The sequence below is a fragment of the Candidatus Viridilinea mediisalina genome, from assembly GCF_002532535.1.
Classification (GTDB): Bacteria; Chloroflexota; Chloroflexia; order Chloroflexales; family Chloroflexaceae; genus Viridilinea; species Viridilinea mediisalina.
The window spans coordinates 26,307-48,337 of record NZ_NQWI01000008.1 but is presented as its reverse complement, the minus strand read 5'-3'; the positions used below and the strand labels follow the sequence as shown (position 1 = coordinate 48,337).

The following is a 22,031-nucleotide window of genomic DNA, read 5'->3' as shown; positions in this document are numbered from 1 at the left end:
GTATAGCCGATCTTTGGGTTGAGGATGGCGCCCACATGGATGGCTACGCCCATACGCATGACGTTTAGGGCTACCGCCCTAAAAACCCGCTTTGGGGCTACGCCCCAAACCCCATTTTTTGTTCCGTGTTGGCGGCGAAGCCGCCAACACGGAACAAAAAGAGTTTTTTGAGGAAGGCGAAGCCTCCCCCAAACTCCCGCCGGAGAGTTAACGTATAGACTTTTCAGACAGCCTCTAACAAAACATTACGTCACACCCCCGGCTTTACAGCACCACGATCCTGAGCTACCATGTGCGTATATCCTTGGCAGAAGCTATGACGACAAAATCGGTTGAGATTCACGAAGCCTAGCAACACCTTGTGGGAGACGCCCCATGAGTACACAAGACATGCGCTGGCACCGGCGTTTCAAGAGCTTTCTCAAAGCCCTTGCACAATTGAGCGAGGCCGTGACGCTGGCGCAGCAGCGTCCACTCTCTAAACTCGAAGAACAGGGGCTGATCCAGGCTTTCGAATTCACCCATGAACTGGCGTGGAAAACGCTCAAGGATTTTTTGGAGAGTCGCGGTGTGCAACATCTGTACGGTTCAAAAGACACAACCCGCGCAGCCTTCAAAACTGGTTTGATCGAGAATGGTCAGGCATGGATGGACATGATCCAGAGCCGCAATCTGACCTCGCATACCTACGATGAAGCCACAGCCACCCGCATTGTCTCCGCCATTCGCACCACCTACTACGCAACATTCGAGGCGCTCCGCAGCAAACTGGATGAACTGAGACGGGAGGAGCAGACGTGAGGTACGGTCTTCCAGAGAGCACTGTCCAGCAGATCTGCACCGTTTTGCGCCGCTACGCGCAGGTGGAACGGGCGATCCTTTATGGTTCGCGCGCCACAGGCAATGCCAAACATGGCTCCGACATTGACCTGACCCTGTGTGGCGGTGCGGATTTGAGTCTGAATGTGCTTTACAAAATTCTGGATGATCTCGACGAATTGCTCTTGCCCTACACCATTGACCTGTCCATCTTCAATGCCATCAACGATCCCGATCTGAGCGCACAGATTCAGCGGGTGGGGGTTCTGTTCTACCAGCGAGCAGCGCAGCCAATTCAGGGCAAATCTTGAGTCAGTGCTGAACTAATACCATGTACGATTGTAGATTCCAGATTGCAGATTGCCGAACATGGCGTTCCAATGGGCTTTCGCGTTCTTGATCATGCGGCATGCTCAAGGGTAATTGGTATAAGTGAGACGATTGTCCATGCTCTTTCGTACTACGTGGCGCTTTATGCTGCGCCATCCTTGGCAATTGGGGCTATGTGTGCTGGGGGTGGCGCTGGGTGTCGCTATGGTGGTGGCGATTGATCTGGCCAATGCGAGTGCCCGCCGCGCCTTTCAGCTTAGTGCCGAGAGTGTTGTGGGCCGCGCTACCCATCAGGTGTTGGGCGGGCCAACGGGCTTGTCGGAAGAGCTCTATCGCCAGTTGCGGGTTGAGGTGGGCTTGCGGAGCAGTGCGCCCGTGGTTGAGGGCTATGTGCAGGTGCCTGCCCTGGAGAACCAGACGCTCCAGTTGTTGGGGGTAGACCCGTTGGCCGAGCCGCCGTTTCGCGCCTATATGGGTGAGCGCGGGGGCGAGCTTGATCTGGCGGCCCTGATGGCTGAACCGGCAACGGTGTTGCTTGCCGAAACCACCGCCCGCCGCGCTGGCCTTGAGCTTGGTGATGCGCTGACATTGCAGATCGGTACCCACGAGGTTGATGTGCGCCTGGTGGGTTTACTGCAACCCAACGATCAGGTTGGGCGCGAAGCCCTAGAGGGGCTGCTGATCAGCGATATTGCGACCGCTCAAGAGCTCTTGGGCATGGTGGGACGCTTGAGTCGCATTGATCTGATCTTGCCCGCCACCAGCGATCCTCCGCCTCAATTGCTCGCTCTGCTGCCGCCAGGGGCTGAGCTGTTGCCCGCTGCAACCCGCTCGAACGCGCTTGAACAGATGACCCGCGCTTTTGAATTAAATCTGACTGCGTTGAGTTTCTTGGCGCTGATTGTGGGTATGTTCCTGATCTACAATACGGTTACGTTTAGTGTGGTGCAGCGCCGCATGCTCTTTGGCACGCTGCGTTGCCTGGGGGTGACACGGGGCCAGCTTGCGGCACTGGTGCTGACCGAGGCGGCCCTGATCAGTCTGGTGGGCTCACTGCTGGGCCTTGCCCTGGGGGTGATCTTAGGGCGGGGCTTGGTTGGCTTGGTAACCCAGACGATCAACGATCTCTACTTTGTGGTGACGGTGCGTAGCCTGGCGCTCGATCCGCTGGTGTTGCTACGGGGCTTTGTGTTAGGGGTAGTGGCGACGCTCGTGGCGGCGGCAGTGCCGACTTTGGAGGCGCTGTTGACCCCGCCGCGCACGGTGTTGCGTCGTTCGAGCGTTGAGGATCGGGCGCGCCATTTGGTGCCGCGGCTGGCGGGCGTAGGGCTGCTGCTGCTGCTCTTGGGCCTGGGCCTGCTCGGCCTCCCTGCTGAAGTGGGGGTTGGTTCGCTCTTTGTGGCCTTCACCGCCCTCTTCGCCATCGTGATTGGCGCAGCCCTGCTGGCCCCGCTGTTCACCGTTGGCCTGATGCGCATAGCCCGTCCGCTGCTTGGGGCCGTCTTTGGCCTCTTGGGGCGCATGGCAGCCCGTGCGGTTGAAGCCAACCTCTCGCGTACTGCGGTGGCCATTGCCGCACTCATGGTGGCGGTCAGTGTCACCATCGGCGTGGGCATCATGGTTCACAGCTTCCGCCAGACCGTCGTGGTCTGGTTGGAGCATAGCCTGATGGCTGATGTCTACATCTCGCCCCCTTCTAACACAGCCAATCGGATTGACGGCGTGCTTGATCCAGCGTTGCCCGCGCAACTAGCCGAGCTTGAGGGGGTGGCTGCGGTGGTGCGCCTACGCAGTACGCAGGTCAATACGCTGGTGGGGCCGACCATTCTGATGGCGGTGGATGCGGGGGCCGAGCGTGGGCGCACAACGTTGCGCTTTGTGGCGGGGGGCGATGATGCAACCTGGGCTGCCTGGGATGCCGGGGCGCTCTTGATCTCTGAGCCCTTCGCGCTACGCAGTGGACTCGGGGTAGGCGATAGTTTGCGCTTACGTACCGACCGCGGCTTGCAGGACTTTCCGATTGCGGGGGTCTATTACGACTACAGCTCTGATCGTGGCATTATACGTTTGCGTTATAATACCTATCGTGCCGCTTGGGACGATCCAGAAATTTCGTCGTTGGCGCTCTATGCAACGCCTGGGAGCGACTCTGAGGCATTGCTGGCGCGGTTGCGAGCGGCTACCAGTGGGACGGGGGTGTTGGTCAGTTCCAACCGAGCCTTGCGTGAAAGCAGCTTGGCCGTCTTTGATCGCACCTTTGCCATTACAGCGGTATTGCAACTTTTGGCTACGATTGTGGCATTCATTGGGATTCTGAGTGCGCTCATGGCCTTACAGCTTGAGCGGGGGCGTGAATTAGCGATGCTACGGGCCAATGGGCTCACCCCAAGGCAAGTGTGGGGGCTGATCTTGGGTCAAACCGGCCTGATCGGCGCGGTAGCGGGCCTCTTGGCGATCCCCTTGGGCCTGGCCATGGCGCTTGTGCTGGTCTATGTGATCAACCGGCGCTCCTTTGGCTGGACACTCGACCTCGCGTTGGAGCCACGGATCTTTTTACAAGCCTTACTGGTCGCGCTGATTGCCGCCTTCTTAGCGGGACTCTACCCGGCCTACCAGATGAGCCGCACCAGCCCGGCGGCGGCTTTGCGAGAGGAGTAAAGCGAGGGAGTAGGAAATGAAGAGATACCGAGGATTACACCACAGAGGCACCGAGGGCACAGAGTTTGGAACAGTAGGGAGTGCCAACGCTGGTGATAGCCGTACCATACCTCGCTCTGTGTTCTCTGTGTCTCTGTGGTGAACAACTCTGTATCTCTGGGCACAGAGTTTGGAACAGTAGAGAGTGCCAACGCTGGTGATAGCCGTGCCATACCCCGCTCTGTGTTCTCTGTGTCTCTGTGGTGAACAACTCTGTATCTCTGCAAAAACTCTATACCTGAAAGTCTCTGATAGAAAGCAACCACGTTGATCCGTATTTTCTTTATACTCATACTCATGTTGGGGCTCACGGCGTGCCAAGAGGCCGCAACGGCACCGCCTTCCAATGGGGCGCAACCAGCAGATGCCCCAGTCTTGATGCCGGTGCTGGCCGTTTCGGAGTTGGCGTTAGGCCCCAACCGCATCGCCTTGGGCGTGTTGCAAGGGGGCGGGCCAATCAATGACCCTGAACTTGAATTGGGCATGCGCTTCTACTACCTTGATGGCGCAGACCCCAGCGAGGTCTATAGCGAATCGCGGGCAATCTATCGGGGGCAGGGTTTGCCCTTTGGGCTCTATGTGGGCTATGCCGACTTTGATCAGCCGGGGGGCTGGGGGCTAGAGTTGGTGGTAAACCAGGGCGAGGGGACGCTCGGATCGAGCCGCTTGCGCCTTGATGTGCTGGCCGAGCCGTTGGTGCCGCCAGTGGGGGCGTCGGCGTTTCCTAGTCAAAACTTGACCATACGTGATGTGCCTGATCTGGCCCAATTGACCTCCGACATCCTGCCTGATCCCGATTTCTACCAATTGACCGTTGCGGAGGCGCTGGAAGCCGAGCAGCCCTTTGTCTTGACCTTTGCCACGCCGGGCTACTGTGTCACTGCTGTGTGTGCGCCCAACCAGATGGTACTCAAAGAACTCAAAGCGCAGTATGGCGCCGAGGTGAACTTTTTGCACATTGAGGTCTTCCCCTATCCCTTTGCCGAATCGTTCGAGGCCCAACGCCATGTGCCTGAAATGGCCGAATGGAACTTGCGAACCGAGCCGTGGACCTTCTTGATCGATGCCCAAGGAATCATTCAGGCCCGCTTTGAGGGCGGGATCACCTTTGCCGAAATGGAGCCAGCCTTGGCCCAGTTGGCCGCCGGTCAGCCGGTGGTGTTGCCTGCGCCATGAGAGGCTGTCTCAAAAGTCTATGGTTTGGCGTTGGAGTGCCGGCTTCAGCCGGCTAAAGCCGGCACTCCAGCGTATGCCCCCCGGGCTTTTCAGGCAGCTTCTGAGTAGGCAATTGGTAGTCCTTTACTAAAAAAATGGTTCGCGCTCCTATGCTATACTGAATATTAACCCTATTTGTGCCAAACGTTGCCGTTAGGCTACCTCGGCTAGGCACCGCTATTTTTTTTCACTAGCTTCACATAGCAGACCGCGATGGATAGCCATGTCACGCACCCGCGAGGACCAGGAACGCTTGTCAATGGACGAATCCGAGGCACCTTTGGCGAGTGGCCGCCTGAGTGTAGCAGAACAAGCCCGCATTTTGGCCGAACAGACACGCGATGTCATTTTTCGCTATCGGGTTAACCCGGATCCTGCGTTTGAATATGTAAGCTCAAATTGTACTGCTATTATTGGCTATGAACCTGAGGAATTTTATCAAAACCCAGATCTTTTTGAGGAATTGATCCATCCTGATGATCGCCCGTTGCTGCTGGCGCTCTGGAATGTCAACTCTGGCTCATGCTGGATGCGCTTGCGCTATATCCACCGTGACGGCCATATTGTCTGGATCGAGCAGCAACACCGCATTATTGCCAGTGATGATGGTGAAGACTTGGTGATTGAGGGCAGTGGGCGCGATATTAGCGCCTATGCCAATGCAGAGGTGCAGCTTAAGTTGCTCAGTACGGCCCTGGAAACCTCGCCCAATGCGGTGATGATTACGAGTATTGATGGAATCATCCGTTGGATTAATCCGGCTTTTACTCAGCTCACTGGCTATAGCTCTGAAGAGACGGTTGGCGTGAGTTCACGGCTCTTGCGTTCAGGACGCAACGAAGAGCGGGTGTATGAAGATCTCTGGAAGACCGTCCTTGGCGGACAAAGATGGTCGGGCCAGTTGATTAACCGGCGCAAAAATGGCAGCTTCTACCATGAAGAGCAGACGGTAACCCCGGTGTTGATTGATGGCGTGGTGACCCACCTTGTTGCGGTGAAGCAGGATGTCTCGGTGCGCTTTGAGCGCGAACGGGAGCGCGAGTCGCTCTTGGTGATGGCTTCGGCGCTGCGTACAGCGCGCACGCGTGCTGAAATGTTGCCGACGCTGCTGCGCCAGAGCCTACTGCTGCTGCGTGCCGTTGGGGCGCTCCTTACCTTGCGCGAAGAGACGACCGGCCAGCCCATCTTTGAACTGGGGGCTGGGGTGTGGGCCCAGTTTACCGGACGCTACCCCATGGGAGCTAACGACCCTACGTTGCAGGTGCTTGCCAGTGGGGTGCCCTACTGTGGCTCGCCGCCACCCTCTTTAGCGACCAACACTTCGCTGGAGGGGCATCAGGCCGCCTGTGTGCCGCTGCGGGTTCATGAGGCCACCTTGGGGGTACTTTGGGTCGTGGCCCCTCATGTCTTCCACGATGGCGACCTCAGCCTGCTGAACGGGATCGCCGATATGGCCGCGAATGCGATCCAGCGCAGCACCCTCTTTGAGCAGACCGAACGCCGTCTCCAGCGTCTCATGAGTCTGCAGACGATTGACCAGGCGATTACATCAAGTTTGGATAAGCGCTTGAGTCTGCGGGTGTTGGTAGATCAAGCGCAGCGCCAGTTGGGCGTGGATGCGGCTACGGTCTTGCTACTCAACAGTGCGGAGCATACTCTGGATTATACGGCGGGCCAGGGCTTGCAGGATGCCTATCCGCGCAGCATCAGTGTGCGCCTTGATGTGAGCCTGGCAGGCATGGCGGTGCGCGAACGGCGGCGCATTTGGGTGAAAGATTTGTCACTCCAAGCCGAACTGGACGAGCGCCATCGCCTTTTGGCCGCAGCCGGTTTTCGCGCCTATATCGCTACGCCACTGATTGCCCAAGGGCAGATTATGGGCGTGCTTGAGGTCTTACAGCGCCGCTCGCTCAACCCTGAACCGGAATGGCTCGACTATCTCGATACGTTAGCCGGACGTGCCGCCGTGGCTATTGATAACGCCGAACTCTTTGGGCGGCTCCAGCGTAGCCATAGCGACCTGGTGATGGCCTACGACACCACGCTGGAAGGCTGGTCGCGGGCGCTCGATCTGCGCGACAAAGAGACCGAAGGCCACTCGCGGCGGGTGACGGAGTTGACGGTGCGCCTCGCCCGGGCGATGGGCCTCAGTGAAGCTGAAATTGTGCATGTGCGGCGTGGTGCCCTGCTGCACGACATTGGCAAGATGGGGATTCCTGATTCAATTCTGCTCAAACCAGGCCCGCTGACCGATGAGGAGTGGGCGGTGATGCGCCGCCATCCCACCTATGGCTACCAACTTTTGGCCCCGATTGCCCATTTGCATCCGGCCCTCGATATTCCCTACTACCACCACGAGAAATGGGACGGCAGTGGCTACCCTCATGGCTTGGCTGGCGAATCCATTCCGCTACCGGCACGCATCTTTGCCGTCGTTGATGTCTGGGACGCCCTACGCTCCGACCGGCCCTACCGGGCTGCCTGGGATGTTGAGCGGGTGCGTGAATACCTGCGTCAGGAGGCGGGCCGCCACTTCGATCCTCAGGTTGTCGCAGCCTTCCTTGAGCTTGAGCTTGAGTAGGCTGAAGGAGCTCGTATGACATTGATCGATCTCCGTAGCGATACGGTAACCCTACCCAGCCCCGCGATGCGCGAGGCTATGAGCCATGCTGCGTTGGGTGATGATGTCTATGGTGAAGACCCAACGGTCAATCAGTTGGAGGCGTTTGCCGCTGATTTGGTGGGCAAAGAGGCGGCGCTGTTGGTGCCTAGTGGTACGATGGGCAATCTTAGTGCCCTCTTGAGCCATGCCGGGCGCGGTCAGCGCGTCATCTGTGGCGATGAGTGCCATATTTACTACTATGAGGCGGGCGGCGCTTCGGCCCTGGGTGGCCTGATCTACCAGACCTTGCCCACTGAGCCGGATGGGAGTTTGCCACTAGAATTGGTGCGCCAGGCGCTCCAACCAGTTCACGATGTTCACACTAGTGAAGCGGGTGTCTTGTGTCTGGAAAATACCCACAACCGCTGTGGGGGAACGGCACTGACGCCTGCCTATCTCGCGGAGGCCCATGCGCTGGCGCGGGCGGCGGGAGTGCCGCTGCACCTTGATGGCGCGCGCATCTTCAATGCTGCCATCGCTTTGAACTTGCCGGTGCAGACGTTGACCCAACATGTAGACACGGTGCAATTCTGCCTCTCGAAGGGCCTGGCAGCCCCGATTGGCTCCTTGTTGGCGGGGCCAGCGCCCTTTATCGCACGGGCGCGGCGGGTGCGCAAACTGCTCGGCGGTGGCATGCGCCAAGCGGGCATCATCGCTGCCGCTGGAATGGTCGCGCTCACCAGCATGATTGAACGGCTCGCCGAGGATCACGCCAATGCCCGCTTGCTCGCTAGTGGTTTGGCTGAGTTGCCGGGTGTGCAGCTTGATCTGAGTCGGGTGCAGACCAACATTGTGCGCTTTGAACTGAGCAACAAGGCGCTGCCTGTTAGCACCTTTGTAGCCAACCTGCGTACCCACGGCGTCCTCATGGGCAGCATGAGTGGGACATTCATCCGTGCCGTTACCCACTACGGCATTGAGCGTCCCGCGATTGAACATACGCTGGAGGTGGTGCAAAAGGTGCTGGCTGAGTGATGGTGTCTAGCTTCATCCGTCTTCCCGCTTGGCTGCTTGTATTGCTTGGCTATTTGATGTTGGGCATCGCCCTCACATGGCCGCTGGTGCTGCGTTTTAGCAGCGATCTGCCGGGTGGGGCGCACAAGGATGGGCTGGAGGACGCCTACCAGAATATCTGGAATCTCTGGTGGACGGTTGAGGCGTTGCGTCGTCCAACCAACCTCTGGGCCACTGATTTGCTCTTCCATCCCGATGGGCCCAATTTGCTCTTTCATACACTGTCGCCGGGCAATACGCTGGCGGTTGCGCCGATTACGGCCCTTTGGGGGCCAATTGCAGGCTTTAATGCCATTGCGCTCGCTTCGTTCGCGCTGGGTGGCTTGGGCATGTGGCTGCTGGCACGCCGCTACTGTGGCCCGGCGCCCGCCCTGCTGGCCGGGATTGTCTATGTGGCCAGCCCCTTTCATATCGCCGCACTGGTGAGCGATGGGCAATTGCAGATCTTTAGCCACCAGTGGTTACCCTGGTATCTCCATTTTCTACTGTTGAGCTTGGAGCGTTCGGCTGAAGCTTGGCGCCGCCATGTCCTCTGGGCGGGGGTGTTCTTGAGCCTTACAGCCTGGGGCGATTGGTACTACACGCTCTTTCTGTTGATCTTTAGTGCCCTGATCGTGCTGTGGCAGCTTTGGCGGCAAGGGCTGGCCCAAATGCGCGCGCTGCTGGCCCCCTTACTGCTGATGGCGGGCGTCTTTAGCCTAACCAGCGGGCCGCTGATTGCAGCCATGCTGTTCGAGGCGGCCCGCACCAACTATGTGAGCATCCTGCCCCCAGATGATCCGGCGCGTCTCTCGGCTGATCTGTTGGCCTACGTGGTGCCTCAACGCCTGCATCCGCTCTGGGGGGCCGCTCCATGGGCCTGGGGAGTGGATTATGGCGTCAATCGGCGCTTCTACCTGGGGTTGAGCCTGCTGCTCTTGGCCCTCTTGGCCCTCTGGAAGCGCCCCGCTGCACGCCCCTGGGGGCTGGCCGCAGGCAGCTTCTTGCTGCTCTCGCTTGGGCCAAGCCTGCGGATCAATGGCCAGGATAGCGGCATTCCTCTGCCCTACCAGTTGATCGCCGAACTGCCAATTGTAAGCCTTACGCGCCAGCCTGATCGTTTCAATGTGCTAGTGACGATTGCACTCGGTATGTTGGCTGCGTATGGTGCGGCTTGGCTGCTGCAACACTGGCGTGGTCGGCCTATGTTGCTCATCACGCTGTTGGCAGCCCTCATACTGCTGGAATATTGGCCTGCCCCGATTGTAACGCGCACACCGCCAGTGCCCGCCTTCTACGCGACGCTACCGCCGGGGCCGGGGGCGCTACTGGAGTACCCGTTCCACCCGGAGATCACCTACCGAGACGCCGAGCGCATGCGTTTCCAGACCATCCACGGACGCCCGATCAGTGGTGGTTACCACTCACGGGCCTATCCGCAGCCCCAATTGGGCATGCCGGTACTGCGCGATCTTCAGGCGGGCCAATTGGCCAGCGACATTGCACTCGAAGCGGGGGGCTGGCCCGCCGCGCTGCACACCCTTGGTTATCGCTATATTGTTGGCTATAAGCAGCAACTCTTGGGGCCGATCAACCTGCAACCGAGCGACGAAGCACTCTTCCGGGCGCTGGTCGAAGCGGGGCTCGGCGTTGATGCGCCCCTGAGCGAAGATGCATGGCTGATTGTCTACGCCGTTCCCCCAGCCGAAGCAATGCCAGTGGTGCAACTGCGTCATGGTTGGGGCCCACTGGAGCAACCAGCCCCCACTACGCGCTACCGTTGGCTCCCAGAACTTGCCGAACTGGGCCTGATGGGCGTCGAAGCAGGCCCTCATCGGCTCAGTTTCAGCGCCCTCCCAGCCGGGGGGCCGCGCACGCTCCAGCTCACCTTGCCGGAAGCCTCAATCCAACTGCCCCTAGCGCCCGAACTACGGCGCTACCACCTGTTGGTGCCTTTAGCCAGTGGCAACAACATCACCCACCTGCACAGCATCGAACCACCCACCAGCGGCGAGCAGCTCTACGGCAACGGCGACCTGCGCCCGATCAGTGTGCGACTAGAACGAATTGGGCTTATGCCGGTAAGGCATCAGCCTTGCGGCGGTCAGCTTGGGGGCCGAAGGTTGCATGATGGCGACGGAAGAGGCGACATGGCATGCTGCGCCGCCGCTGGTGCGGGCCGTAAGCTGCATCGGTAGCGGCGACTCGCTCTTTGCCGGGTTGGCCACTGGGCTCTTAGGGAAGCAGAAATTGTTACGTATCCCAGCAGCCTGTCATGCTGAATAGTCCATGGGCGAGCATCGTAGTGCCGACGTTAGTCGGCTGAGGTCTTTGCCAGCGATGGGAAGCCGACTAAGGGAAGCAGAAATTGTTACGTACCCCAGCAGCCTGTCATGCTGAATAGTACATATTCGCAGGCATCGTAGTGCCAACTTTAGTCGGCTGAGGTCTTTGCCAGCGATGGGAAGCCGACTAAAGTCGGCACTCCCTACGGCGCAACATGGGAAGCCGACTAAAGTCGGCACTCCCTACCTTGACGTTGTTTCATGATCGGGGTACGCTGAATATTATGGGTAATTCACAACGAGTCATTCTCACAGGTGCAACGGGTCTGATCGGTCGGAAGCTCTTTGTCGCGCTGCGTGAGCGTGGCTATGAGTTGGTGATCTTCTCGCGTAATCCGGCAACAGCCCGCTCACGCCTGCCCGGGGCTGCCGAGTATGTTGCGTGGCAACCAGCCGAGACGGGGGCTTGGGCGGCGGCAGTTGATGGTGCCTATGCCATTATCAATTTGGCTGGGGCGCCGATTTCACAAGGGGTGATTGGCCCACGTTGGACACCGGCCTACAAGGAAGAGATTCGCTCTAGTCGCGTGCTTGGGACGCGGGGCTTAGTGAACGCGATTGCTGCCGCTACGCAACGCCCGACCGTCTTGGTCAATGCTTCATCAATTGGCTTTTATGGCTACTATAACGATGAGATTCTTGACGAAGAGACGCCAGCAGGCAATGATTTTGTAGCCGAGGTTTGTGTCGCCTGGGAGCGTGAGGCTGCACGGGCGCAAGAGTTTGGAGTGCGGGTTGCTATGATCCGCACGGGGATTGTCCTCGATCCTGATGGTGGTGCCCTGGGCCAAATCATGCTGCCCTTCCGCCTGCGCGCTGGCGGGCCGATTATGCCTGGTACGCAGTACTATTCCTGGATTCATCCAAGTGACGAGGTGGGGCTCTTCTGCTTTGCCCTGGAGAACCAACAGGTTACCGGCCCACTCAATGGCACAGCACCAACGCCTGAGATGAATCGTGATTTTACCAACATCCTGGGTAAGGTTCTCGGTTCACCTTCGTGGTTGGCCGTGCCTGAATTGAGTCTGCGTCTCACTCTTGGTGAGATGGCCGATCTTGTGGTGAAGGGGCAGCGTGCTTTACCACGTCGCGCTCAGGCGTTGGGCTATCAGTTTCGCTTTCATGAGTTGCGCCCGGCATTGGAGGATTTGCTGCGCTAAGAAGCTGGCTGAAAAGCTAGTGGACACGTGAGCGTACTCTCATCAAATTCTTAAGTAGGCTTAAAATTCTGCTTAGGCTCGTGTGGCATCATGTACTTGGTGGCATTCAGCGCATCCTGATGCCGCAAACCTATTTTCTCATTTCTCATTTCTGTATGATGTAGGTGCGGGGCTTCGGGGCGAGCATCGTGTACCCCGAACCCTCACCCCTAGAAGTGGTTGTAACAATGGAACGAAAACCTAATCCTTTACTTTTACTCGCTATTCTGCTCCTCGGGATCTTTATTGGCGTCGCTGGGGGGGCTGCTTCGGGTGGAGCGGCAGCCTACTACATCACCAACCAGCAGATTGCCCAATTGAACGCGGCTCAACCATGGTTGACGAGCGCACATACGACTGGAACGAGTGCCGCGCAGCGTCCTGATGCAACGCCTGCCCCCTTGCCCACCCCCATGCCGACAACAGGTGAGGTGTCGAGTGCCGTGGCAGCGGTGCAAAAGGTTGGCCCTGCCGTAGTAACGGTGATCAACCGTTCCACTCAGGGGCGCGGCAGTGGCAGCGGCGTGATTGTGAGTGATGAGGGCTATATTATTACCAATAACCATGTGGTGGAAGGCAGCCGTGATCTTGCGGTAGTCTTTGCCGACAATACTCGCCGCGATGCGGAACTCATTGGTACCGATCCGCTGAATGATATTGCGGTAATCCGTGTGGAGGGTGCGCTGCCTGCGGTGGCGGTTGTGGGCGATGCGGCTACACTTCAGCCCGGTGAGACGGTACTGGCGATTGGGAGCCCCTTGGGCAACTTCCGCAACAGTGTCACGGCTGGGGTTGTGAGTGCGCTCAACCGCTCGGTAGGCCCGATGGAGGGTTTGATCCAGACCGATGCGGCCATCAATAGTGGCAACAGTGGTGGCCCGCTGATCAACTTGCAGGGCGAAGTGGTTGGGATCAACACCTTGGTGGTTCGCAACGACTTTGATCTCAGTTTTGGCGCAGCCCCGGTTGAAGGGCTTGGCTTTGCGGTGCCTAGCAGCATCTTCCGCAATGTGGCCGATCAGTTGATTGAAAATGGCGAAGTGCGCTACCCCTTCTTAGGTGTGCGCTATGTCACGATTGATGGCAATCTTGCCGCCGAGATGAGTTTGCCCGTGCAGAATGGGGCACTCATCCAGAGTGGTCGTACTGGTCAGTCGGCGATTGAGCCAGGTAGTGCCGCTGAACGTGCTGGTATCCGTGATGGCGATATTATCGTGGCTGTGAATGGCGCACGCCTCGATTACAATACCTCGCTACGCCAATTGCTCCTGCGTCACGCCCCCGGTGATACCGTTAGTATCACGGTTCTCCGCGATGAGAACGAGCAGGTACTTGAAGTTACCCTTGGGCAACGTGCGCCGAATATGTAAATGAAGAGTACAGGAACGAGGAAATAGGAAATAGGACAAAACGCGCCCTGCTCGTCACTCGTCACTCATCACTCATCACAGAGGTAAACAGCGCCTCGCTAATGCCCAGCATCCGGGCGGCGGCGGCACGATCACCGTGGCAGCGTTCGAGGGCTAAGGTGAGGAGGCGGGCGCGTAGCTCTTCAAGCAGTTGGGGCAGCGGTGCCACCGTGAGCAGACGGGCCAGGGCGCTATCTAACATCTGTTCGTGAACGGTGAGGGTACGATCAAGCAGGAGATGCTCAGGGCCAATTAAGCCGCCTTGAGCTAAGACAACTGCACGTTCAATGGTGTTTTCGAGTTGGCGTACATTGCCTGGCCAGGCATGGTTTTGGAGCAACTCCATCGCGGCGTCGGAGATGGGGGCCGCTTCGCCGCCACCGAAGCGGTGTTTTCGCAAGAAGTGATCGATGAGCAGGGGAATATCATCGTTGCGCTCGCGCAGTGCGGGCATATGGATGTTGACCACATTTAAGCGGTAGTAGAGGTCTTCGCGGAAGTTGCCCGCCCGCGCCCCCTCGATCAGGTCGCGGTTGGTGGCGGCAATGACGCGCACATTGGCCTTGAGCAGCGCGTTCCCGCCCACGCGCTCGAAGGTGCGCTCTTGCAGCACGCGCAGCAACTTCTTCTGGGTGGTGGGGCTCACCTCACCAATCTCGTCGAGGAAGATGGAGCCTTTGGCAGCCTGCTCGAAGCGGCCTTTACGTTGGGCCATTGCGCCGGTAAACGCGCCCTTTTCGTGGCCAAAGAGTTCACTCTCCAGCAGCGTTTCGGGTAGGGCCGCACAGTTCACGGCAATGAAGGGCCCCTCGCGCCGGGCAGAGTTGCGGTGCAACACATGGGCCACCAACTCCTTGCCGGTACCACTCTCGCCAGTAATCAGCACAGTGGCATCACTGCCGGCCACGCGCCCAATCAGCTTATAGACATGCTGCATCGGCCCACTACGCCCGATCAGGATGTCACGTGGATCTTGGCTAAACTGGCGCTCAAGATCAAGCACGCGCCGGGTCAGACGGCGGTGTTCGAGCGCACGCTGAACCGTATGCAGAATCTCGTCGGGATCGAACGGTTTCCCCAGGTAGTCATAAGCCCCACGCTGCATAGCCTCAATCGTCATGGTTGAGGAGTCCTGAGCGGTAATGATCAACACTGGCAGATCAATACCCCGTTCACGCAAGGTTTTCAAAAGTGTCAAGCCGTCGGGCGGGGGCATCCGCACATCAAAGATTGCCACATCAGGCTCTTCGGCCTCAAGTGCAGCCAAAGCCTCGCGGCCCGAACGGGCAGTACGCACGCTGGCCCCTTCAGGCTCCAGGATGTCGCGCAACAGATCGAGGATGGGTTCCTCATCATCGGCGATCAAAACCACGCCCCCGGCCAACGTCGTTGTCATGAGGTACTCCTGTTTTCTCTTGCGTGTTGGCGGCGTAGCCGCCAACACGCAAGGGAAAAGGTTATGCGGGGGCGGCTACGCCTTCCCCACTCCCCCTCCGGGGGAGGTTCTATCCCATAATTCTACTCATCCTCCAGATCATAGAGCAGATCGATCAGCGCCTCAGTCGCCTGCTCAAGCACATCTTGGTTACCGGCATTGGCCGCGTTTTCGACGGCGGCAATCGCATCCAGGAGCCCCTGATGGCCGGGATGCTGCTCAAGGGTGCGTTGCGCCCGGGCAAGCAGCGCTAGGATTTCGGTACTCAACTGAAGTGACTGGGGGGCAGTGGCTTCTGCGCTGACCTCAAGCGCCCCTTCGCCCCAGCCAAACTGCTCGAGTTGCTCAAGGCTCACACGCGCACCTGCGATCTCGGCGGGCGAGAGGCGGGCATGGGCGGCGCGGACGCTCGTCTGGGCCTGTTTGCCACTGGCTTTGTCTAGGGCCGAGATATTGACGATGCCGTTGAGGTCACAATCGAACTGCACAACAATGGCGGGGGGCAAGCCGGGCGCTTCAGGCTTGAGGTTGTCAAAGAGGAATTCGCCCAGCAAGGTGTTGCGCGAGGCGATGGCATGTTCGCCCTGGTAGATCTTCAGGTTGATCGCCGTCTGGGCCGGATGGACGCCAGCGTATGTTTCGGCGCGTGAAGTGGGCACGGTGGTGTTGCGCGGAATGAGGACACTGTAGTGATCGGGAATCGTGCGGCCTTGCAGATCAAACTCAACCACCTCAATGCCCAATGAGTGAGGCGTCACATCAACCAGAATGGCATCGAGTGGTTCGCCTGCAATGATGGCACCCTGTACGGCAGCACCAAGCGCCACCGCTTCATCGGGGTTGATTGCTACCGCCGGTTCGATGCCAGTATGCTCGCGTACCATCTCCCAGACCAAGGGGATACGGGTGCTCCCACCGACAAAGAGAACCTTATCGAGCTCGTCGCTACTGATGCCAGCATCCTTGAGGGCTGCATCAAGGGCATCAACCGTACCATCGAGCAGATCACGAATGGCCGCCTCAAACTCGTGGCGTTGCACCTCGGCGTCAAGGTTGAGCGGACGCCCCTCGACAGTCAAGAGGTACTCTTCTTGGACGCGCACCATAGGCCGGGAGGAGAGGGTCACCTTCGCATCCTCAGCGGCACGCAGCAGCCGCGCCATCGCCCGCCGGTCGTCACGGGGGCTGACGCCGTGGGCTTCTTCAAAGCGAGCTACCAGAATCTCGCGCAGTCGCTCATCAAAATCGTCGCCACCTAATTGGGTATTCCCGTGGCTCGCACGCACCTCAACCACACCGCTGTCCAGTTCGATGATCGAGACATCGAAGGTGCCCCCGCCGAGATCGTAGACCGCCACGAGTTGGCGTTGGTCGCTACGATCGAGCCCATAGGCCAAGGCTGCGGCGGTCGGCTCATTGATAATCCGTTCAACCACGAGGCCAGCAACTTCACCGGCTTCGCGGGTGGCTTGGCGTGCTGCATCGGAGAAATAGGCGGGCACGGTAATGACCGCCCGTTCAACCTTTTGGCCCAGTTGAGCCTCGGCAGCGCGGTGCAGTTCACGCAGAATCAGGGCCGAGATTTGTGGTGGGGTATACGCCTGCTCACCCAAATGTACCGTCGTCTGCTCGCCCATTTGGCGCTTAATCGAGCGCACGGTGCGGTCGGGATAGAGGGCGTACTGGTTGCGTGCAGGCGCACCAACCAGCAACCCGCCGTCGGGGCCAAGGCCAACCACCGAAGGCATAATATGCTCATCGCCCACAGGCACAATTTCGGGCTTGCCATCACGAACGATGCCAACAGCAGAAAAGGTAGTGCCCAGGTCAATGCCTATAATCAGGCTCATAGATACTCCTTAGAAGGTAGGATACAGGAGATAGGAGATAGGATACAGGAATGAGGAGATAGGATACAGGAATGAGGGTGATCGTGCAAAACTCCGCGCACCCAAGCGATCAGAGCGCTACGCTCTTTTCAGCGGGGGCGGTTGCGACAATCACTTCAGCCGGGCGGAGGACGCGCTCGCCCGCCACGAAGCCACGGCGCAAGACTTGCAGGATCGTACCGGGCGGGGCGGGATCAATGCTTGCTTCAACGGCAATATGGAGACGCGGATCGAAAGGTTGCCCTTCGGTCTCAATCGCGCTAATGCCTTCATTGGCGAGCGCATCAAGCAGACGGCGGCGCACCATCATCAACCCCTCCAACCACGGTTTCAGGGTTGCTTCCAGTTCAGATTTATTGTTGCTATTGCCCAAGAGTAGGCGTTGCAACAGCGATTCTGCACTCTCTTGGCGTACCGCGTGATCGAGCATAACATGCCCGGCGCGGAGCGCCTCATCAAGGCCATCAACGCTTGGAAAGATCGCCCGTGCAACCTCGAGGCGCGCTTCAGCAACCATTTTGCGTTGCTGCTCATGCAACGCATCGAGATCGGTTGCGCGGCGTGTTTCAGCCGCTTGCAGCACCTGCAGCGCATCAGCCAACTGATCGGCTTGGCGCTCGGCAATCGCATTCGCTTTCAGTTGTTCTCGTCCGGCCCGCCCGATCTGCTTTTCAAGGGCCGCAATCGTTGCTTGCAGTGCATCCAACTTTTCGGACACTTCCAACGTAGCCTGATCGGACATAGTTACCATTCCATCTTCTTGTAGTGTTCACGCCAATCAGAGCGTTCTAGGTCGCTACTTGCGCGGAGTACCGCCAAAATATCATCGGTTTGCGGCACAAAACTGGGCTTCGGGGTACGCTTACGGCGTGCCGGTTCTGGCCAGAGTTGCAGCAGTTGCAGATCGGTTTCGACCTGCTTCGCGGGGTCACGCAGCAACTCATAGGCAGCACGGATGCGCTTAAACTCAACCGGATTGCGTTCCGGCGGATTGGCGCGCACGAGCGTAAAGTAGGCCCGCTTGATCTCATCAGCCGGAGCATCGCGGTTGACCCCCAGGATAGCATAGGGGTTTTCTTGCAACACCGTACTCATCAGTCAAACCCTTCCTAGAGCATATCTTTGAGCATCTTCTCAAGCTCTTTGAGATCAATCTCATCAAGATCATCAAGATCATCAAGATCGAACATGGTATCATCAAACCCGCCGGTAATAGGCATACTCAAATAGCGCACCAGTTCCGGCGTACCAATCATCGGGCGTATATCGCGCACCTGAGCTTGGATGTCGGCGCGGCCCTGTTTACGCGCCAACTGGCCTGCTTGTTGCAAGACCGCCTTCGCGTCTTGGGTGCGGTTGCACAAACTCAGGGCTATGCTCTTATTGAGCAGCAACGCGGGGTCGTTGGGGTGGTGCTCTAAGGCTTGTTCGGCGAAGTGGAGCGCATGTTCATACAAGGGCAGCAGCATGACCTCAATGACTTGTGTGTAGAGCGCGATATCGTGGTTACTCAACTCCAGCGCTTCTTGGATGAGGTTGTGTAGAAAGCGAACCTCAGGCGTATCAACGGGTGTGGGGGCCACGCCTGAGCGCAACAGCCGATCAGAGGGCGGCGGAATAATCTTAACCAGAATGCCTATGCTTATGTCGCGGATCTGCTGGGCACTAGGGTTGCAGATTTGGCGATAGCGCGGCCATAGCGCCTCTGCTTGCGCGATGTCCTTTATGATCAGCCATGTTTCAAGGGCAAGTTGCCACACCTGAACGCGTTTACTCTCAAGCTCAAGGGCGTGGTTGATCTTGGCTGCGACATCAACCGGGCGCTTGAGGAAGAAGAGCATACGCGCCTGTTGGATCGGATAGATGCCATTGGTCGGATCGTGCTGCTCCGCTTCGACAAAGGCGTTATGGGCCAGGTGGAGATTGCCATAACGAATATACTCATTGGCACAGTAGGCACACACTTCGCCAGCCTTACGCCGTGCGTCTGGGTTGTCGGCGTGGTGGTTGACCATCAGTTTCACGAGTCGTTGTGCTTCAGCCATTTGCCACGCATCGGACAGCATCATGGCATAGCGCACGGTCGCTTCGGGATGGTGAGGTTCGATCTGCAATGCCCGTTTCAGTTCCTTCTTGGCAGCAGCATCCTGTTTATTGTCGTAGAGGGCTGAAGCCAGATCCAAGCGCAGATCGATATCATCCGGTTCCGCTTTGATCATCTGGCGGAAGATATTAATAGCTTCTTCGGGGTTATCGGCATTGTGGTAGCATTTGATCAGCCGTTTACGCACCCAAGCCCAGCGTTTGTTCTCGAGCGTTTCATCGGTATCGTTGCGCTTACGTGGACGAAAACGCAGCAGGGCCCGCCAGTTTTCAGCAGCATCATTCCAATGCTCAAGCTGTTCGTAGGCAAGGGCCAGATTATGCAACAACGGGCGGGGCGAACCCAAGCTTTTGGCTTGGCTATTGCCGACGATCTCGCGCGCTGCTTGCCAGTTTTGGATTGCCTGAGGCCATTCGCGTTGAGCGACATGCAGATGGGCCGCTCGGTCGAGCGCCAGTACCCGGAGTTCATCAAAGGCCGCACTACCCTTCAACGTTTGCCAACGTTTCGCCAATTCCGCTGCCTCTTGATATTTTTCGTTCTCCCAGAGCTCAAGCAGTTGCTCGTAGAGCAACCACGAGAGTTGGGCCTCAAGGCCGGGGGGCCGTGCGCCCGTATCGAAGAGTTGGGTCCAGTGCTTCTGGGCCGTGGCCAGATCACCCGCCGCCGCCGCAGCCAAGCCGCGGTAGTGGCGGCGGATGCGGTGCAACGCCGCACTCGGCAGACTACGGTCATCAGCCAGGCTCTTGGTTGCCGCCGGATCGCCCGCCGCAAGCTGAAATAAGCCCTGCCACAACATACCCAAGGGGCTCGTATCGTGCGCGAATGGCTGCTTGTGCAGGAGCGCATGGGCCGGAGCGAGCCACTTTTCAATTGCGGGCGACAGATAGGGCAGTTGGCTTACCTCCGTCTGTGGGTTTTGCTCAAGCTTCAGCAAGACCAACAGCCGCGCCGCTGCTTCATGGTTGGGGTCTTGGGCTAAGACTTCACGATAATACGCCTCGGCTGCCGCATAATCGCCATCATGGTGTAGCAAGCGCCCCAAGTGAAACGTATAGCTGAGATCGTTGGGCACCAACTCCAAGGCTCGGCGCAGATCGGCCACAGCATCAATCTTGCTCGGGCTTAAGGTGCGCCGCAAGAGCGTCTCGGCAATCAGGGGGCCTACGCTCGGATCGTGCTCATACTGCAACTCCAAGATGCGTAACGCCTCGTTAAAATTGCCCGACTGAAAGGCGCACATCGCTCGCTCACGTTGGTTCACTGGCTGGGGCGAGCGTTGCTTCGATTGTTTGGCTTTATTCTTTTTTGCTTTAGCCATGCAAATCCTTATAGTTGGTCATTGCGGGTTGGGCGCAGCCAGTGTCATGCACACGTAGCATAGGGCTACCGCTATCGGAACGCGCAAACTCATAATTCCTATTATTTTACCGCATCTATGGGTTTTGTGGTATGATCCCTTGCGGATGGTTTGAGAACGTATGCTTACCCTTGTAAGGTTGACGCGATGAGTAGCCCAAAGACGCTCTTTGAGAAGGTGTGGGACGCCCATGTGGTGCGCCCCGAAAGCTCGGATACTCCGGCAGTACTCTATATTGATCTGCATCTGATCCACGAGGTGACATCACCCCAAGCCTTTAGTGAACTGCGCCAGCGTGGTTTGAAGGTGCGCCGCCCTGATCGCACCTTAGGCACGATGGATCATAGTACCCCAACAACTCCCCGGAATGCCTTGGGGATCATTCCGGTGATTGACCCCCAGGCGATTAATCAGCTTGATCAGTTGCGTAAGAATTGTGCTGAGTTTGGGATTACCCTCTTTGAATTGGGGAGTTTGAACCAAGGGATTGTCCATGTGATTGGGCCGGAACAGGGCTTGACCCAGCCCGGTATGACGATTGTCTGTGGCGATAGCCATACGAGTACCCATGGGGCCTTTGGGGCGCTGGCCTTTGGGATTGGTACTTCCGAGGTGGGCCATGTGCTGGCAACCCAGTGCCTGTTGCAGTATCAACCGAAGACCTGCGCGGTGCGCGTGGAGGGCCAGTTGCAGGCGGGTGTAGGGGCGAAGGACATCATTTTGGCCCTGATTGCGAAGTATGGCGTAGGTGGCGGTACGGGCCATGTCTTTGAGTATATGGGCTCGGCCATTCGGGCGCTCTCGATGGAGGAGCGTATGACCATCTGCAATATGAGTATTGAAGGTGGGGCGCGTGCTGGCATGGTGGCACCCGATGAGACCACGTTTGCCTATGTGGCCGGACGGCCCTATGCGCCGCAGGGTGCCGCCTTTGATGCAGCCGTGGCGCGCTGGCGTCGTTTGCCAAGCGATGAGGGCGCACAGTTTGATCGAGAGATGACGCTTGATGCCAACCATTTGGCCCCAATGATTACCTACGGCACCAATCCAGCCATGGGTATCCCGATTGATGCACCAGTGCCCACCCTGGCCGACATGCCCGATGCGCCCAGCCGTCAAGCTCTTGATGCGGCCTTGGCCTATATGGGCTTTGAACCCGGGCGGCCACTCTTGGGCCATCCGATTGACGTGGTCTTTTTGGGTTCGTGTACCAACTCGCGGATCAGTGATCTGCGTACCGCTGCGGCGCTTATGAAGGATCGCAAAGTAGCCGCAGGAGTACGGGTTCTGGTGGTCCCCGGGAGCCAGCGCGTCAAGCGCCAAGCCGAAGAGGAGGGCCTTGATGCCATTTTCACGGCAGCAGGGGCCGAGTGGCGCGAAGCGGGGTGTAGCGCCTGCTTGGGCATGAATGATGATAAAGTGCCCCCTGGAAAATATGCGATCAGTAGCTCCAACCGCAACTTCGTCGGGCGTCAAGGCCCTGGGGCGCGCACCCTCCTGGCCAGTCCGCTCACCGCTGCCGCTGCCGCCGTTACCGGCTGTGTTACCGATCCGCGCACGATGATAAAGTAGAA

Annotated in this window: 16 protein-coding genes; 11 read left to right on the top strand and 5 right to left on the bottom strand. The window is 58.4% G+C overall.

Annotation, left to right across the window (positions count from 1 at the left end; all coding sequences use genetic code 11):
• Window positions 1-375 precede the first annotated feature (375 nt).
• The 10 genes from CJ255_RS03120 to CJ255_RS03075 all read left to right on the top strand — a co-directional run bounded on the left by CJ255_RS03120 (window position 376) and on the right by CJ255_RS03075 (window position 13,630).
• Window positions 376-801 carry a nucleotidyltransferase substrate binding protein gene (locus CJ255_RS03120; protein WP_097642643.1) on the top strand — a complete coding sequence of 142 codons (426 nt, stop codon included), beginning with the start codon at window positions 376-378 and terminating at the stop codon, window positions 799-801.
• The gene (locus CJ255_RS03115; RefSeq protein ID WP_097642642.1) at window positions 798-1,130 is read left to right on the top strand and encodes a nucleotidyltransferase domain-containing protein; all 333 of its coding nucleotides are present in this window, start codon (window positions 798-800) and stop codon (window positions 1,128-1,130) included. The genes CJ255_RS03120 and CJ255_RS03115 overlap by 4 nt, the downstream gene beginning before the upstream one ends.
• Window positions 1,131-1,266: 136 nt before the next feature.
• A complete protein-coding gene (locus tag CJ255_RS03110; protein WP_097642641.1) occupies window positions 1,267-3,807 on the top strand; it encodes an FtsX-like permease family protein in 2,541 nt (846 codons plus the stop codon).
• A 306-nt stretch (window positions 3,808-4,113) separates the two neighbouring features.
• Entirely contained in the window at window positions 4,114-5,022 is a 909-nt protein-coding gene (locus CJ255_RS03105; RefSeq protein ID WP_245863152.1) for a TlpA family protein disulfide reductase, read from the top strand.
• Between the two features lie 298 nt (window positions 5,023-5,320).
• On the top strand, window positions 5,321-7,642 hold the full coding sequence (locus CJ255_RS03100) for an HD domain-containing phosphohydrolase (RefSeq protein WP_165774541.1): 2,322 nt from the start codon (window positions 5,321-5,323) through the stop codon (window positions 7,640-7,642).
• A 15-nt stretch (window positions 7,643-7,657) separates the two neighbouring features.
• The gene (gene ltaE, locus CJ255_RS03095) at window positions 7,658-8,698 is read left to right on the top strand and encodes a low-specificity L-threonine aldolase (RefSeq protein WP_097642639.1); all 1,041 of its coding nucleotides are present in this window, start codon (window positions 7,658-7,660) and stop codon (window positions 8,696-8,698) included.
• Window positions 8,698-10,914 (top strand): putative glycosyltransferase family protein, encoded by a 2,217-nt coding sequence (locus CJ255_RS03090; protein ID WP_097642638.1) that lies wholly within the window; start codon window positions 8,698-8,700, stop codon window positions 10,912-10,914. The genes ltaE and CJ255_RS03090 overlap by 1 nt, the downstream gene beginning before the upstream one ends.
• Window positions 10,844-11,002 carry a hypothetical protein gene (locus tag CJ255_RS24800; protein ID WP_097642637.1) on the top strand — a complete coding sequence of 53 codons (159 nt, stop codon included), beginning with the start codon at window positions 10,844-10,846 and terminating at the stop codon, window positions 11,000-11,002. Before CJ255_RS03090 ends, CJ255_RS24800 begins: the two co-directional genes overlap by 71 nt.
• Before the next feature lie 283 nt (window positions 11,003-11,285).
• Window positions 11,286-12,221 carry a TIGR01777 family oxidoreductase gene (locus CJ255_RS03080; protein ID WP_097642636.1) on the top strand — a complete coding sequence of 312 codons (936 nt, stop codon included), beginning with the start codon at window positions 11,286-11,288 and terminating at the stop codon, window positions 12,219-12,221.
• 227 nt (window positions 12,222-12,448) lie between these two features.
• The gene (locus tag CJ255_RS03075; protein ID WP_097642635.1) at window positions 12,449-13,630 is read left to right on the top strand and encodes a S1C family serine protease; all 1,182 of its coding nucleotides are present in this window, start codon (window positions 12,449-12,451) and stop codon (window positions 13,628-13,630) included.
• 61 nt (window positions 13,631-13,691) lie between these two features.
• Here the strand turns inward: CJ255_RS03075 and CJ255_RS03070 are convergent, their stop codons facing one another.
• From CJ255_RS03070 to CJ255_RS03050, 5 genes are all read right to left on the bottom strand, one after another.
• On the bottom strand, window positions 13,692-15,065 hold the full coding sequence (locus CJ255_RS03070) for a sigma-54-dependent transcriptional regulator (RefSeq protein WP_097642634.1): 1,374 nt from the start codon (window positions 15,063-15,065) through the stop codon (window positions 13,692-13,694).
• 122 nt (window positions 15,066-15,187) lie between these two features.
• Window positions 15,188-16,954 carry an Hsp70 family protein gene (locus tag CJ255_RS03065; RefSeq protein WP_097642633.1) on the bottom strand — a complete coding sequence of 589 codons (1,767 nt, stop codon included), beginning with the start codon at window positions 16,952-16,954 and terminating at the stop codon, window positions 15,188-15,190.
• Window positions 16,955-17,063: 109 nt separating this feature from the next.
• Window positions 17,064-17,735: a nucleotide exchange factor GrpE gene (locus tag CJ255_RS03060; protein ID WP_165774540.1), complete on the bottom strand. Its 672-nt coding sequence runs from the start codon at window positions 17,733-17,735 to the stop codon at window positions 17,064-17,066.
• Between the two features lie 2 nt (window positions 17,736-17,737).
• Window positions 17,738-18,088 carry a J domain-containing protein gene (locus tag CJ255_RS03055; protein WP_097642631.1) on the bottom strand — a complete coding sequence of 117 codons (351 nt, stop codon included), beginning with the start codon at window positions 18,086-18,088 and terminating at the stop codon, window positions 17,738-17,740.
• Between the two features lie 14 nt (window positions 18,089-18,102).
• A complete protein-coding gene (locus CJ255_RS03050) occupies window positions 18,103-20,418 on the bottom strand; it encodes a tetratricopeptide repeat protein (RefSeq protein WP_097642630.1) in 2,316 nt (771 codons plus the stop codon).
• 186 nt (window positions 20,419-20,604) lie between these two features.
• Between CJ255_RS03050 and leuC the strand changes: the two genes are divergently transcribed.
• Window positions 20,605-22,029 carry a 3-isopropylmalate dehydratase large subunit gene (leuC, locus tag CJ255_RS03045; RefSeq protein ID WP_097642629.1) on the top strand — a complete coding sequence of 475 codons (1,425 nt, stop codon included), beginning with the start codon at window positions 20,605-20,607 and terminating at the stop codon, window positions 22,027-22,029.
• Window positions 22,030-22,031: the final 2 nt, after the last annotated feature.